The 14,436-nt window shown below is 38.9% G+C and carries 14 protein-coding genes and 1 tRNA gene; 14 read left to right on the top strand and 1 reads right to left on the bottom strand.

Annotated features, from left to right (window positions below; translation table 11 throughout):
* Nucleotides 1-74: 74 nt before the first annotated feature.
* The 3 genes from CC90_RS0101765 to CC90_RS0101775 all read left to right on the top strand — a co-directional run bounded on the left by CC90_RS0101765 (nt 75) and on the right by CC90_RS0101775 (nt 1,535).
* A tRNA-Gly gene (locus tag CC90_RS0101765) sits at nt 75-147 on the top strand.
* A 327-nt stretch (nt 148-474) separates the two neighbouring features.
* The gene (locus CC90_RS0101770) at nt 475-1,140 is read left to right on the top strand and encodes a hypothetical protein (RefSeq protein ID WP_031389120.1); all 666 of its coding nucleotides are present in this window, start codon (nt 475-477) and stop codon (nt 1,138-1,140) included.
* Complete coding sequence (locus CC90_RS0101775) at nt 1,137-1,535, top strand: hypothetical protein (RefSeq protein WP_031389121.1); 399 nt, start codon at nt 1,137-1,139, stop codon at nt 1,533-1,535. Before CC90_RS0101770 ends, CC90_RS0101775 begins: the two co-directional genes overlap by 4 nt.
* A 293-nt stretch (nt 1,536-1,828) precedes the next feature.
* Here CC90_RS0101775 and CC90_RS0101785 read toward each other — a convergent pair whose 3' ends face one another.
* Nucleotides 1,829-2,458, bottom strand: coding sequence for an HDIG domain-containing metalloprotein (locus tag CC90_RS0101785; protein WP_035315100.1), 630 nt, complete (start codon nt 2,456-2,458; stop codon nt 1,829-1,831).
* Nucleotides 2,459-2,930: 472 nt separating this feature from the next.
* Here CC90_RS0101785 and CC90_RS0101790 point away from each other — a divergent pair, with 472 nt between their 5' ends.
* The 11 genes from CC90_RS0101790 (at nt 2,931) to CC90_RS0101840 (ending at nt 14,427) form a co-directional block, all read left to right on the top strand.
* On the top strand, nt 2,931-3,317 hold the full coding sequence (locus CC90_RS0101790) for a tautomerase family protein (RefSeq protein WP_031389123.1): 387 nt from the start codon (nt 2,931-2,933) through the stop codon (nt 3,315-3,317).
* 71 nt (nt 3,318-3,388) lie between these two features.
* On the top strand, nt 3,389-3,796 hold the full coding sequence (locus tag CC90_RS0101795) for a hypothetical protein (protein WP_031389124.1): 408 nt from the start codon (nt 3,389-3,391) through the stop codon (nt 3,794-3,796).
* A 406-nt stretch (nt 3,797-4,202) separates the two neighbouring features.
* Nucleotides 4,203-5,153, top strand: coding sequence for a 2-hydroxyacid dehydrogenase (locus CC90_RS0101800; RefSeq protein ID WP_031389125.1), 951 nt, complete (start codon nt 4,203-4,205; stop codon nt 5,151-5,153).
* A gap of 358 nt (nt 5,154-5,511) precedes the next feature.
* Nucleotides 5,512-6,420 carry an AraC family transcriptional regulator gene (locus CC90_RS0101805; protein ID WP_031389126.1) on the top strand — a complete coding sequence of 303 codons (909 nt, stop codon included), beginning with the start codon at nt 5,512-5,514 and terminating at the stop codon, nt 6,418-6,420.
* 296 nt (nt 6,421-6,716) lie between these two features.
* Nucleotides 6,717-7,202 carry a hypothetical protein gene (locus CC90_RS0101810; RefSeq protein WP_031389127.1) on the top strand — a complete coding sequence of 162 codons (486 nt, stop codon included), beginning with the start codon at nt 6,717-6,719 and terminating at the stop codon, nt 7,200-7,202.
* Nucleotides 7,203-7,517: 315 nt separating this feature from the next.
* Nucleotides 7,518-8,276, top strand: a complete 759-nt coding sequence (locus CC90_RS0101815; protein ID WP_242843223.1) for an MBL fold metallo-hydrolase — start codon at nt 7,518-7,520, stop codon at nt 8,274-8,276.
* Between the two features lie 322 nt (nt 8,277-8,598).
* The gene (locus CC90_RS0101820; RefSeq protein WP_035315102.1) at nt 8,599-9,363 is read left to right on the top strand and encodes a CPBP family intramembrane glutamic endopeptidase; all 765 of its coding nucleotides are present in this window, start codon (nt 8,599-8,601) and stop codon (nt 9,361-9,363) included.
* Entirely contained in the window at nt 9,338-9,808 is a 471-nt protein-coding gene (locus CC90_RS0101825; RefSeq protein ID WP_031389130.1) for a GNAT family N-acetyltransferase, read from the top strand. The genes CC90_RS0101820 and CC90_RS0101825 overlap by 26 nt, the downstream gene beginning before the upstream one ends.
* A gap of 321 nt (nt 9,809-10,129) precedes the next feature.
* Complete coding sequence (locus CC90_RS0101830; protein ID WP_031389131.1) at nt 10,130-10,555, top strand: VOC family protein; 426 nt, start codon at nt 10,130-10,132, stop codon at nt 10,553-10,555.
* A 310-nt stretch (nt 10,556-10,865) separates the two neighbouring features.
* Nucleotides 10,866-11,351, top strand: coding sequence for a methyltransferase family protein (locus CC90_RS0101835; protein WP_031389132.1), 486 nt, complete (start codon nt 10,866-10,868; stop codon nt 11,349-11,351).
* Between the two features lie 388 nt (nt 11,352-11,739).
* A complete protein-coding gene (locus CC90_RS0101840; RefSeq protein WP_051869236.1) occupies nt 11,740-14,427 on the top strand; it encodes a cation-translocating P-type ATPase in 2,688 nt (895 codons plus the stop codon).
* The last annotated feature ends 9 nt before the right edge of the window (nt 14,428-14,436 follow it).

The following is a 14,436-nucleotide window of genomic DNA, read 5'->3' on the forward strand; positions in this document are numbered from 1 at the left end:
GATAAGAGAAATTCATTGACAAAGAAATGAACTTATAGTATATTATTATTTGCCCGTCATTGATGGGCAGAAATGCGCGAGTGGCTCAGTTGGTGGAGCACGACCTTGCCAAGGTCGGGGTCGCGGGTTCGAGTCCCGTCTCGCGCTCTCTAGAAAAGCGTGGAAGTGTTGATAATTCAGCACTTCCACTTTTATGTGTGTCTAACATTGGGCAGACAGTTGTAGACAGCTTCTGCAATGCCGTACTCATGAGGTCATAGGAGGTCATAGGTTTTCTTCTCCAATTAATATTTTCTTTTAGTACCTAGTTTTATTTATAGGTATATGATATAATAAAATTCCGTTAATATTTTCCCTCTTTTCAGAATTGTGTACCCAATGATTTCATATATAACTATACATTTTTATATGTGATGATGTGAAATGATTTTAGCTATAATTAGAGACTATATTTTATCAAGAAAGGAGTTTTTTATGGAACGGCTGAAGGATTACGATAATCTATATCTATTGTATTGTAGGAGCAGGAATAAGGTTATAGCACCTTTTTTCTTCTTTCTGATACTTTTCGTTCTGGCATTTGCTACCTTTTTGGTGGATGGATTTCCCTTTGAACTGACGCTTGTTATGATGGGGATGATTTTCCCTGCAATTTTATTAGGTATTATATGGCCGATATTTAGCATCCGAATGAAGAAGTCTTTGAAGGCCTTTTCACCGCAACAGCTACATATAATCAATAATGAAATTCTTTCAAATACTATGTACGAGAAGCTGCTTGTTACCAGTCAGGCGGTAGTTAGTAATAAGTTAGGATTGGTTCTCGTTCCTATAGCGAATATAGTGTGGGTGTATACGGAAGTTGTTGTTGACAAGCTGGAGGATATTATCCCCCTATATAAGCAAACATCATTGATTATTGCATGCAGAGACCGGAAAAAATATATATTTAGAATAAAAAATAATGGAAAGGCTTTTCAATTTATTCAGGAAGAACTGTTGCGGCATCGGCAGGATATAGTGTTTGTCAATGAGCGTGGTATGGAAGAAATATATAAGAATGATATTAACCGTATGATTGCTTTTGGTCAGGAATGTGCCCGGGAGCGACAGAAGAAAATGCAGGAGAGCCAACTATGAATACATATTATTTGGATACGTTACCGGAGATCAAAAATAAGTACAAAGTGAATTTACAACCGGGGGAAAAGGTTGTATTTACTGCAAAACCGTATGGATTTGCTGCAGATACGGGGACACTTCTCGGTGACGATACCAGTCGTATCACCGTGACAAACCAAAGGATTCTTGCTGACAATACACTGGGTATCTGGGAGATAGACATCGTAGAAGATGTTGTGGATATGCGGAAAGAGAAAATTGGCAAATTCCTGGCGAAGCAGGAATTTATATTAGTTTCCATGAACAAGGAGCTGACTTTTGGTGTCGGCATACAAAAGCTAAATGGCTACCGGTTTCATTTCCGCAAGAAAGATATGGCGATGTTTGAGGGGATTATTGAGAAGATGGCCTAAAATCAATAAACTAATTCATCGGATAAGTTCAGAGCAAAAGAAAGGGCATTTTCGTCCTCTCCATGGAAGAAGGCTATCGTCTGCGAATAGAATCCATACGTATTCTCTTTCACATAATCCACCGGCGCCTTTAAGGGCCTCTTACGTTCCTACCCTATGAGCATCGAGAGGATTGGAGGCTTGATGATTCTGCAGGCAAAAGTGATGAGGAATTCATTAAGATCATAGAGACTATTTAGGCAAAGGTAAAAGAATTATTCAGATCGGACTTGTGAGAGTTTCATCAGTTCTAATTATTTTCTGTATTCTTTCTTCATAGTTTCCAGCATCGAATAAAATCTCCTATATTCCTCCATAACCTTATTACGGTTAGCAGCCTTCCGTCCTAGTCGGTCACAATACCCTAATAAGGCTATATCATTAATATCAACATTTGAAATCAACCCCTCTTTATCACTGAACGGAAGATCTTTTAAGATATAAAGCATATGCATGTGATATTTAACCAACAGACATACCTTTACAATGAAATCTTGTTCGGATGTAACCGCCTCCAGAAACTCTCTTGATAAGTCAGCTCCCACATTATCGTGATTGTAGGAAGTAATCTTTTCCCCTTTTATTCTGGTGGTATCCGGTTTTCCTATATCGTGTAACAAAGCTGCCCACATAAATGCCTTTGGATCACTGCTGTTTTCTTTCACTGCGGCAGCTTCATCCAATACCAGCATCGTATGATTCCAGACATTTCCCTCGGGATGGTGGGTTTTTGATTGCTCTGTGTCCTTTAATCTTCCTAACATGGAAAAAGGCCATTGCTTGAATCCCTCTGAATCATATAACTGGTTTAGATAATCAGAAGGTTTTTCGTTAGACATCAAGTGTTCTGTTATGGTATTAAATAATTCACTTCTCATTTCCATAATTGTTCGTCCTTATTTTAACACATTTTTCTATTAGTACATTCTTCTATAAAGGGAATAGATATAGTATTCTTGCTGTAAAGCAGTATATATTTATAAAAAATATAAAGAATGTTCCTGTCATTATAAGTAATGCCCCTGATGTCGTACATTTAATTATCAGTTTGAATTTTCTTTATATTGCAATTTGGCAAGTACTTTGGTAATTTTATTCTTCTTGATAGCGATGTTTGGCATAATGAATTATCTTAGGAAAAGGTCTGTCCGCGCAATTTGGAGTAACCAAAGAATATAATAAATATCAGTCTGAAATATATGGCTTGCCAACAGGAATTTCTCTTCCGGTATCTAGGGGCAGAGGAAAAAGCCTGAAAAGGTCAGTTTGTTAGGAATAGACTTCGTTCTCTTTTTGTGTTAGGATATGTCAAAAGATTCATGTTATATATTTTCTTGCATCTGGAGGTTGATCATAATGCCATTTGTAAAAGTGGAAATTATTAAAGGAAAATCAGCTGAATACAAAAAAATGCTGCTGCAAACGATTCATGAAGCACTCATGTTAACACTGGAGATTGAAGAGGATGATCGCTATCAGCGATTGTATGAGTTGGATTTTGAAAACTTTGAACGCAGGGCTGCAAAAACGGATAAATTTACACTGATTGAATTAAATCTGTTTCCCGGCAGAAGCAAAGAATTGAAAAGAAAACTAATTAAAGAGATTACAAGTTTATTAGGTGAGCGGCTTGAAATTCAGGCTGCTGATATTATTATAATAATGCATGAGCCCCCGCTTGATAATTGGGGATGTTATGGGGAGCAAGCCAGTGAATTAAGATTTAAGTATAAAAAAGAATAAATGCCAAGAAAACAAAGTCATCTATATTTACCTAACCGAAGGTTATTTATATTTTGTGCAGGAGATATAATATGGAATATAACAATATTGATAAGCTGTTTGTGGATTTTTTGGAGGATTATAATCAAGCCTTCTATGATAAAGACATAAACAAACTAAAAGAATTCTATGACTCAACTAATAATATCCTTATTTATTTTGATAATCATAAGAATAATGATACCTATTGTTTAGAGGAACATTTACACTTGATCTCTGATTTTTTTGAGAACGGAAAGGCAACGGAGTCTGGTGGAGTAGAACCGCTTATAATTGAGAATTTACACGTGTTTCATAAGATAGACTCGGCTTGCTTATGTTTCACAGCCAGATACAAAAGCTTCCCTGATCCCGCAATTAGAACTACTATGTATTTAGAGTGTATTTATAACGAATGGAAAGTAATGCATGTCCATTGTTCTTTTGAACCGGGAAAATAGCGTATTAGTGACTATGGATTTTGAGCATAACGAAGCTGATAAATTTTAGTTTGCTTGTCGCCCAAGTTATAGTCCGTAACTTATTATCTTGAAATTTTTGCACCATTACTACAAATGAAAAGACATAGCTTCTCTTCCAAGGGGGCTACGTCTTTCTTTATGCATTGAAGCGCGGTATTATAGCTTCAAAGTTTATTGCGCCGTACAGACAAACAGGAATTTCAAAAATATAAAAAAGTATACTGGAAGCCAAGAGGAATTAGATACGCTGTTTGATTAAAAATAAATAATGTTCCTATTTCCACAATAGCAGGGTGATATAAGTCTGGACTATGCGTTTGGTTCAGTATTTCTATCGCATATTGCTTCACCCGGCGTACCGGCATAAGTGAAAGGAGTCAAAATTATGAATGATAAAACTGTGGTATTAAATGCCAGCCTGGTAAATTATGATGGAAACGTTGATTACTCACAAATTGCATCTGAAGTGGTAATCTATGATGAAACGCCTGAACATAAAATTTTGGAGCGAGTTGACGGTTTTACGATTGTTGTAACGAAAGAAATGAAAGTCAGCGGTGAAATTATTAGAAAATTCCCTGATAGTGTAAAGATGATTTGTGAAGCCGGAACCGGATATAATAATATAGATTTGGATGCGGTACGTGAAAAGGGAATCATATTATGCAACATACCTGCGTATAGCAGTGAACGAGTGGCACATACAGCAATCCTTTTAATTTTGAATCTGGCAAGCTCCATGCAAAAACAGATACGTATGCTTTCCGAATGTAATCATGATAATTTCCATAAACACTTAATGGTAGATCATGTGGAATTGAACGGTAAAACACTGGGAGTTATCGGTTATGGAAATATTGCAAAAGAAATAATCAAAGTAGCGCAAGCACTGGGAATGAAAATTTTAGTGTCGGTCAGAACTCTCAGAGCAGATGTAGAGAACATCCATTTTACAACAACGGAAGAAGTTTTAATGCAAAGTGATTTTGTTTCTCTTAATTGTCCTTTAAACGAATCAACAAGACATATGATCAATGAAGAAACTTTAGCAATGATGAAATCGACAGCATATTTAATCAATACTGCACGGGGAGCATTGGTTGATGAGAATGCATTGATTTATGCATTGCAAAATAATGTAATTGCAGGCGCAGGATTAGATGTACAGGAAGTAGAGCCATTAGATGATGCAAGCCCATTGTATACAATGGATAATGTTATCATTACTCCGCACATGGGATGGCGGGGGTTAGAAACAAGACAACGTTTAGTTTCATTAATCCGGGATAATATCAGAGCCTTTTCCGAAGGGCAGCCTATTAACAGAGTAGATTAAAGCGTCAGCTTAAACGCATATCTTCTTGGTTGATATGAATTTAAAAGATAGTGCTTTCGAGTATTGTTATTTTAAGTAATTACGGATTAACAGAATTTCCATCTAATGGTAGAGTATAATAGCAAAAAGGCATGGCTTTCTGTTAAAAGAATGCTATGTTTTTTATGCAGCAAAATTGTTATGATTGATTTAAAGCGAATCACGCAGATAAACAGGAAGCCGTATTACAAATCAGTAGTATAGGGTTCAACATTAGAATCATGAGAATACCGCAGTAATTTTTATTATAAGAGCAGAGCGGGTCAAGCGGACAAACTGTAGCAGTAATATACTATCTATTATAAAGGAGGTGCATATCATGCATGCATGGGAAGCCATACAAAAATCATTGAATTTTATTGAATCAAATCTCGGTGAAGATATTGATATTGAGCAGCTTGCAAAAGAATCGGCGTTATCCCCTTTTTATTATCAAAGGTTATTCTCTCGTCTTGTTAAAAAACCGGTTCGGGAATACATGAAGCTGCGCCGATTAGCTTGCGCATGTGAGTCTCTTGCTGATAAACATCGCCGCATTTTAGATATTGCGCTGGATTGCGGCTTTGGGAGTCATGAAACATTTACAAGGGCATTCAAAGACGCCTACAAAATGACGCCGGAAGAATATCGCAAACAACCGGTAATGCTCAATCAGTTTGATAAGCCCGATTTATTGCTTAACTACACAATGATCGATGAAGGGGTTCCGCTTATCAGTGATGGACTTGTGCTGGAATTCAACCGCAAAAAGCTCCTGCAGCCAATTCTCTTTATGGGCGTGACGGGCATCATCCCCATTGAGGGGCAAATGCCGCTTGGCGAAGCTACAGGCGTAGATATGCCTGGTCAAGTATGGGAAAATTTTCACCAAGAAAAACAACTTATTCCCCGGATAGAGGGAGGGCATGAGTTGGGAGTTGCTTATCTTGGTGATGTACCTGAAGGCTATTTCACTTACTTTGCCGGTGCAGAAGTGGCGCAGGGAATAGACGATAGCCGCTTTGTCAAATGGGAGCTTCCTGCCAGAGAATATATTGTTTGTGGATTTGAAGCAGAAAATTTTGAACAACTCGTAACCGTAGCAATCAATAAAGCTGTAAAATATAGCGGGCTTTGGCTTGAAAAACATGGATTGACTATGGATGTTTATTCTCCTGAAATGTACTACGACAGTTCACCTGAAAGTAGTTACATGGAATTGTGGATGCCGGTATCAGAAAAATGCTGATAACGCGTAATTAATATTTGAAGTACTATATATATTACAAAGAATATGAAGCTATCAAATTTCAATTTGCAGATTAACCTATAAGAATTGGCGGCTAAAGGAAGAAATCTTTTTCGCCTGATTACTACAAAAAGGCATGGCTTTCCATTAAGGGGATGCTATGTTTTTTTATGCAGCAAAATATGTTATGATTGATTTAAAGCTAATCACGCAGATAAACAGGAGTTAGCCGGTTCGAATAACAATTGAAGAATTTCCGAATGGTACCAGATTTAGATTAAGAGGGATTATAGAATATGCTGTTAGTTGAAATAATTGTTTTATGTGTTCTGTTTTTTGGAATCTGCTATTTTAATACGGGTAATGATGAAAGAAATATCAAGAGCTATTATTCATATCCTGAAGAAGTACAGGAAATCGTAAAAAAGAATCCTGTGTTAAGGAACAAGATCAGGAGCGCGAAATCTATAGTGACATTCCTGTCAAATGTTGTAGTCTTTGGCATTGTAATATTTATATTTGGATTCTTTATTAAGCAACCATCTGTTTGGAATAACTTTATAAACTTATTGATTTTGGGGCAGTGCTTAAATGCGTTCGATTTTTTGATAATTGATATGATATGGTGGCGGAATTCTGCAAGAATAAGATTTACCGGCACAGAAAATATGGCGGAACTATATAGGAATCCCCAAAAACACTTTATCTCATTTTTAAAAGGTGTTTTGGTGTTTTTAATTGTTGCATTGATTGATGGAATGATATTATCACTTATGAACTAAACCCCAATTGGACAAAAGCTTTCCAAACAATGCGCAGCTACGCGTGCAGAACAAAAGCTGTGCTGCCGAAGTACTTGACTGGGAGAAGGGTGGTGAATAACTAATGAAGGGAACTTCACTGCCTATGATGATAGGGCTGTTTTTTCGTATACATCATCAAAGATTGTTTTCTAAATAATTTATCAGGTTAAAGTGATTTTTTATAATAGCAGATTTTTAAAAGCCAAGTCTCTCAACTTTTGCTATGCTCTGAGTAAGGAGGTTGAGATGATGAAACTGATTTATTTTTTTGACCATTATATTAAGCCTTTTTCTATGAAAGGTAAAAAATATGCCAATCCTGCCAATACAGGTATCATTGGAAATGGAATAAGTTGTATCAGAGAATATGACGTGAATTTCTGGTTTTACACAAAGGGAAACAAGTCGATTGTGTTTGATTCAGGACATTTGAATTTCAAACATATAGACAAGGAATTAGAAAAGATAGGCATAAATGGTAAAGATATAAAAAATGTCTTTCTTACTCACGCAGATGTTGACCACGCCGGAGGTGTTGATATAAACGGAGTAAATATTTTTCCTGATGCTATGGTCTATTTGGGCAGAAAAGAAGAATCCTATCTTAATAATACAACATACCGTTTTCAAAGATTACACATAAAAATAAATAACTGCGTAAAAATTAAAAATGGATATACACTTCTTGATGACATGCAGACAGTTATGGCTGGCGATATTAAAGTACAGGCAATCCATATCCCCGGGCATACATTGGGGCATCTCTGCTATATTGTTGATGATAAAATTCTCATAAGCGGAGACTGCCTTGCAATCAACCAAAACGGCGGATACAGTTTTTTTGAATTCTTTACACAGTACCCGGAAATGAATAAAAAATCCTTGCGCCGATTGAAAGAATTGATTTCACAGAAAAAGATTGAAATGGTATGTACCGGGCATAGTGGCTATTATACAGATTTGACATCTCTTTTTAGTCACATAGATGAATCGGCTAAATTCAGCAAAAGGTGTCCATTTGATAAAGATGCACCCTACAATTTATTCCAATGACATTCCTTTTAACTAAAATCTTTTTTCTGCTGTTATCGTAAGCAAAGATGACAAGTTTTCAATAAGAAGGCTTGTCAATTCTTCTTTTATTTATGCGAAGTTGAGGTACTTTACAAGAATCATGACAGCAGCCGGCAGTATTCTGCCAGATAACGGTTCTGTTTGGCAGATATAGTTTATAACCAGATACAGCAGAACCGGCAGAAAGTTCAGATAAAAAAGATGCATGTCTTTTCTATTTGATTTTTTAATATTACAATTAGTACAGATTATTTATATATTTTTTAGCGGGACAATAAGAGTACGAAAGGATTAATTATCAATGAACGATATTCGATATGCAAGGATATACTTAATGGGTACTATGGCCCAAATGATAATTATATGCTTGATTATTGCCATTTTGAGGACAAATGCAATTCAATATCCTAAAATATTGGAGATTATATTTCTAATAATAGGAGGATCATCTTCCGCACTATGGGGAATCATTATTTCTTTAAAAGCAAAAAGGGCAGAATCTCTTCATAGAATAATAAAAGACTTTTTTAAAATCAAACAGAGTGTACGACACTATGGAATAGTAGCGCTATTCATACTTATTATTTTTGGATTTCAGTTTTTTACAGGCAGCTTTTTGGACGGTACAAAGTGGTATTCGTTTTTTGTTTTTTTTATTGTGGCAATAGTTTTTGGAGGGATAGAAGAAATAGGCTGGAGATATACATTTCAACCTATCATTGAGCAAAAAGTAACTTTCGGGATTGCCAGTACTATTACATTTGTATCATGGTGCATATGGCACTATATGTATTTCTATTTGACCGATAGTTTACAAAGTATACAACATATTTCATTTATTATCGGATTATTGGGAAGCAGTTTTGGCTTGGGAGCAATCTATTATATTAGTAATAGTTTATGGCTATGTGTATTATACCATTGTCTTTTGAATGTATTTTCTCAAACAATGATGGTAAATGATTTAAAAATAGTAATTGTATGTAATGCGGTTTGTATAATACTTTCTATTGTTATGGTTAAGGGAAGAGGTGATAATAATGCGTGTTCAACTGCTAAAAGCTGATACCGATGATTGCTGTCAAATACATCAGATGCAAATAAAAGCGTTTGCATACTTGCTTGATAAATACCATGATTGTACTACAAATCCAGGTGCCGAACCTCTTGAAAGAGTTATACAAAAGATGGAGCAAACTTGTACCGACTATTATTTCATTCGGCTCGGCAGAGAAAATATCGGTGCAATTAGAATTGTAAGATTACATAACGGTGCACACAGAATCTCTCCAATGTTTATCTTGCCGGAATTTCAAGGTGAGGGGTATGCCCAACAAGTCATAAAGAATATTGAGTCTCTTTACCCGGACGCTTGCCGTTGGGAGTTGGATACTATAAAGCAAGAGCCGAAGCTATGTTATTTATATGAAAAAATGGGTTATGTAACAACGGGTAAAGAAGAGAACATACAGCCTGATATGACAATTATTTTTTATGAAAAACTAGTATGATATTTGTCAAAAGCAAAAAATCTTTTTCTGGCATTATTTAAAAGAGCATAGCGTTTTCAACAGGGGGATGTTATGTCCTTTTTATATCATAGGAAAGACCTTGCTGCTTTAATGCGTGAAGGTGTTACCCTTCAGGCCAACAATGCGCAGCTACGTGCGAGGAGCAAAACCTGTGCTGCCAAAGTATTCGGCCGCGAGAGTGTGCAAAGTATACTTTTGTTCTCTAGTAAAGCGTGGTATTATGGATTCAAGATTTATTCAGTCAGACAGATAAACAGGAAGTTGCAGTGCAGATTATTTATATTAGGAGGAATTAGCGTTATGGATGATGAACTGAAAATAAAAATGTACTCATTTACAGTGGATTGCAAAGAACCGCATAAATTAGCCCAATTTTATGCGGCGTTGCTCAAGTGGGAAGTAATGGTTATTGATGAAGATTGGGCATGTGTATACGCTCCAGGAACCAATCAGGGAACATATCCCGGTATATTGTTTCAACAAAACCCTGAGTATGAACCGCCTGTGTGGCCGGCAGAGCCTGAAGCTCAGCAGCAAATGGCACATATAGACTTCGCTGTTAATGATTTGGAAAAAGCAGTTCAATATGCGGTCCAATGCGGAGCAGCAATCGCAGAGGAACAATTTTCTAATAATTGGAGGGTTATGCTTGACCCCGCCGGACACCCTTTTTGCTTATGCCAAATGAGATCAATTATCGAGAGTGCTCATTTTGCGTTGTTATAAGAGAATAGTATAAGCATTATGTGAGGCTTAACAAATTCCTGTTTTTCTGTATCTAAAAAAATCACATGTGCCTTATTTTCTAACGTACTAATCGGCTTTTAAGCCTTGTTCATGTAAGAGTGGTTCCATTTGATTTCATGATAATTGTCCATTGGTACCGTGACAATAGAAATAAATTGCAGCCACACAATCCCCTGTTTGCTGAGTCTGCATTTCAGACTGTAGACAAAGGCTATTTTTTAATATAATATTATACACGTAAATATAAGCATGATATGTCATATCAATCAGAATTTTAGTGGAGGCTGATATGGAAGATAAGAAGCATCTGCCATTATATGGAATTGGACCGGCTTACGGAGTTACAATTATTATGCTGACTGTGATGGGGACTATTCTCTCTTCAAAAGGATTTTTCAGCAGCGGACAGTATGATTTTTTGAGGATACCATTGGCTATAATCGGTATTATTCTTATTGTTTACGGCGCTATCCTTTGGATAGCAGCGGTTGGGCTGGCTAAAATTGATGTAAATATCTCAGATAATTGTTTGGTTACGGCAGGAGTATACGCCTATGTTCGGAATCCAATTTATTCAGCATTTATGATTGCCTGTACAGGAGTACTCTTGTGTTTCAACAATCTATGGCTGTTAATCTTGCCAATGATATATTGGGCATTTATGACCGCCTTAATGAAGAATACGGAAGAAAAGTGGTTGAAGGACTTATATGGCCAGGAGTACATCGACTATTGCGAGCGCGTAAATCGATGCATACCGTGGTTTCATAGATAAATTATAAGGGTAGGAAATCTAACACACCATACGCCAGTTTCACTCATATTATTTCATTTGTCTCTTCATGAGATGTAATGGTAACAAAAAGAATATAAGCTTTACCATCTGGTATCGCTTTGCCCATTGTATTGGCGTCGGTGTTGCCTCAGGACCAGTAATTTTCGATACATAAAACCCTTCTAAAATTTAAAAAAATTTAAAAAAAGGCTGTACATATATAAACTGGTGTGCTATAATCATTTTAGAACGAAAGTTCAAATGTAAAATTCCCCTTTTACATGAGAAGGACATCCATCGCAAGGTGGGTGTCCTTTTTTCTATATACATATTTTCTCTTGTACAGGCATATAAAAGCATAGGACAAAGTACAAGCGGAGGCATGTTTATGTATGAGAATAAGTCGATTCGGGAGACCGGTCAAATACTGAAAAGTGATACGGAAAGAGGATTAGACGGCGCGGAAGCCGCAAGCAGGCTTTCGCAGTATGGGAAGAACAAGCTAAAGGAGAAAAAAGAAAAGACAAAAATAGCATTATTTTTGGAGCAGCTGAACGATCCGCTCATTTTTATTCTGTTCGTTGCAACAGCAGTTTCCATGCTCTTAGGGGAGATGGGAGATGCGGCAATTATCATTACGGTTATAGTCGTAAATGCTTTTGTGGGTGTAGTTCAGGAGGGTAAGGCGAGAAAAGCGATCGAGGCCCTGAAGAAGCTGACGAGCCCTCATGCCATCGTAAAGCGAAACGGGAAACAGAAGGAAATTGTAGCAGAAGACTTGGTGCCGGGGGATATTGTTTGTTTGGAAGCGGGCAGGCAGGTGCCGGCAGATCTTCGGTTGACGAAAACCATGAGCTTAAAAATTGAGGAGTCTGCCCTTACGGGAGAATCGGTGCCTGTGGATAAAGATGCCGGATATTTGGCGGGGGGTAAAACAAGCATAAACGAATGTAAGAATATGGCATTTATGTCAACCAATGTGACCTATGGACGGGGTGAAGGAATCGTGGTGGAGACCGGCATGGGCACGCAAATAGGACATATTGCTGATATGATCAGCGAGACGAAGGAGGAGATGACTCCTCTTCAGAAGCGTCTGGCAGATTTGGGCAAGGTACTCAGCGCGGTAGCAGTGTTTATCTGTGCGTTTTTGTTCCTCGTAGCGGTTTTGCAGAAAAGAGATGTGGGAGATATGCTGCTTACGGCTATTTCCCTGGCAGTGGCGGCTGTTCCCGAGGGGCTCCCGGCCATTGTGACCATCGTCCTCGCTCTCAGCGTATCCAGAATGGTAAAGGTAAATACAATTATCAGGCGGCTTCCTTCGGTGGAGACATTGGGAGCGGTAAATGTGGTTTGCTCCGATAAGACGGGAACCCTTACCCAGAATAAAATGGTAGTGAAGAAATGCTATGTGGATTCCAGGACATGGCCCTCCGACGCTTTGGACGAAAATAGATACCGAGAGCTGTTTCTGGGCTGTGCATTATGCAACGATGGGAATATTTCCGGAGGGGAAAGGATCGGTGATCCCACGGAGCTGGCCCTTCTCGACCTGGCCAAGCGGTATGGAATCACCAGAGAGGCTGCCGAGTCTTCCTATCCCAGAATAGATGAAAAAGCGTTTGATTCCAATAGAAAAATGATGACAACCCTGCATAGGGGCGTGGCAGGAAAGGTATCCTATACCAAGGGCAGCACCGAAGAAATATTAAAGCGCTGCAAGTATATGCAATCCCACGGCAAGAAGGTACCTATGACCGACTCAGGGAAACGGGATATTATGCAGGCGGTGGGACAGATGGCGGCAGAGGCCCTGCGCGTGCTGGCGGTAGCCATGCGGGAGGGTGCGCCGGATGCGGAGGAGAGAGAGCTCACCTTTATTGGCTTGGTAGGGATGATGGACCCGGCAAGACCGGAAGCGGCAGAGGCAGTGCAAGCTTTCAAGGAGGCAGGAGTAGATACGGTGATGATCACAGGTGATCATATCGATACTGCGTTCGCCATAGCGCGGGAACTGGGCATCGCTTTCCGCCGGGAAGAGTGCTTGAGCGGCAGTGAGCTGGAGCTTCTTACGGAAGAGGCGTTCGGGGAAAAGGCGGAGCACATCAAGGTTTATGCGCGGGTATCGCCTGAGCATAAAGTGAAAATAGTAGATGCCCTGAAGAAAAAGGGAAAAATTGTGGCAATGACCGGAGACGGCGTAAACGATGCCCCTTCCCTTAAATGTGCAGACATAGGAATTGCTATGGGAATGAATGGCACGGATGTGGCGAAAAATGCCTCGGATATGGTGCTGACTGACGATAACTTCGCAACGATCAGGAAGGCCATTGAAGAGGGAAGAGGAATCTATGAAAACATTCGCAAGGCGATTCTCTTTCTGCTTTCCTCTAATTTCGGAGAAATCATTACGATGCTTGCAGCGATTCTCGTAGGGCTTCCTTCTCCGCTAAAGGCCAGTCACATTCTCTGGATTAATCTGATTACGGACTCCCTTCCTGCGCTGGCACTGGGAGTGGATGAGAACGATGGAAAAGAGCTTATGAGGCAAAGGCCCAGAAAGAGCGAGGAAAATCTTTTTGCCAGGGGGGGGCTTGCCTGTACGCTTTGTTATGGAGTGGTCATAGCGACAATAAGCATTACGGCGTTTCTGCAGGTGCCATACGGAGAACTTCTAAGACAGGGACTCCCTGTCAGTCTTCCGAATATAGAATCGATGCTGAGGCTGCCTGAACTCTTAAATAAAGCACAGACCCATGCCTTTACCGTGCTTGGGATGAGCCAGCTATTTCACGCCATAGGCATGCGGGATGTGAATAAGTCGGTATTTCGTATGAATCACTTTTCCAATAGTTATATGATATTCGCCTGTGCGGTGGGAATTGGATTACAGGTTCTTGTAACGGAGATACCTTATTTCGTAGAACTGTTTGGAACGACAAGGCTGACACTGGCAGAATGGGGATGTTTGGCAGCATTGTCGTGTACGCCGCTTTTGGTACACGAGCTTCTGATTATAGGCGGAATTGCGGATCGTAAGCCGGTACCCGCGGCAGAGCCGGCCTTACGGGTTTGATTTATAGCA

This window comes from Kineothrix alysoides, from assembly GCF_000732725.1.
In the GTDB taxonomy this organism is placed as follows: domain Bacteria; phylum Bacillota; class Clostridia; order Lachnospirales; family Lachnospiraceae; genus Kineothrix; species Kineothrix alysoides.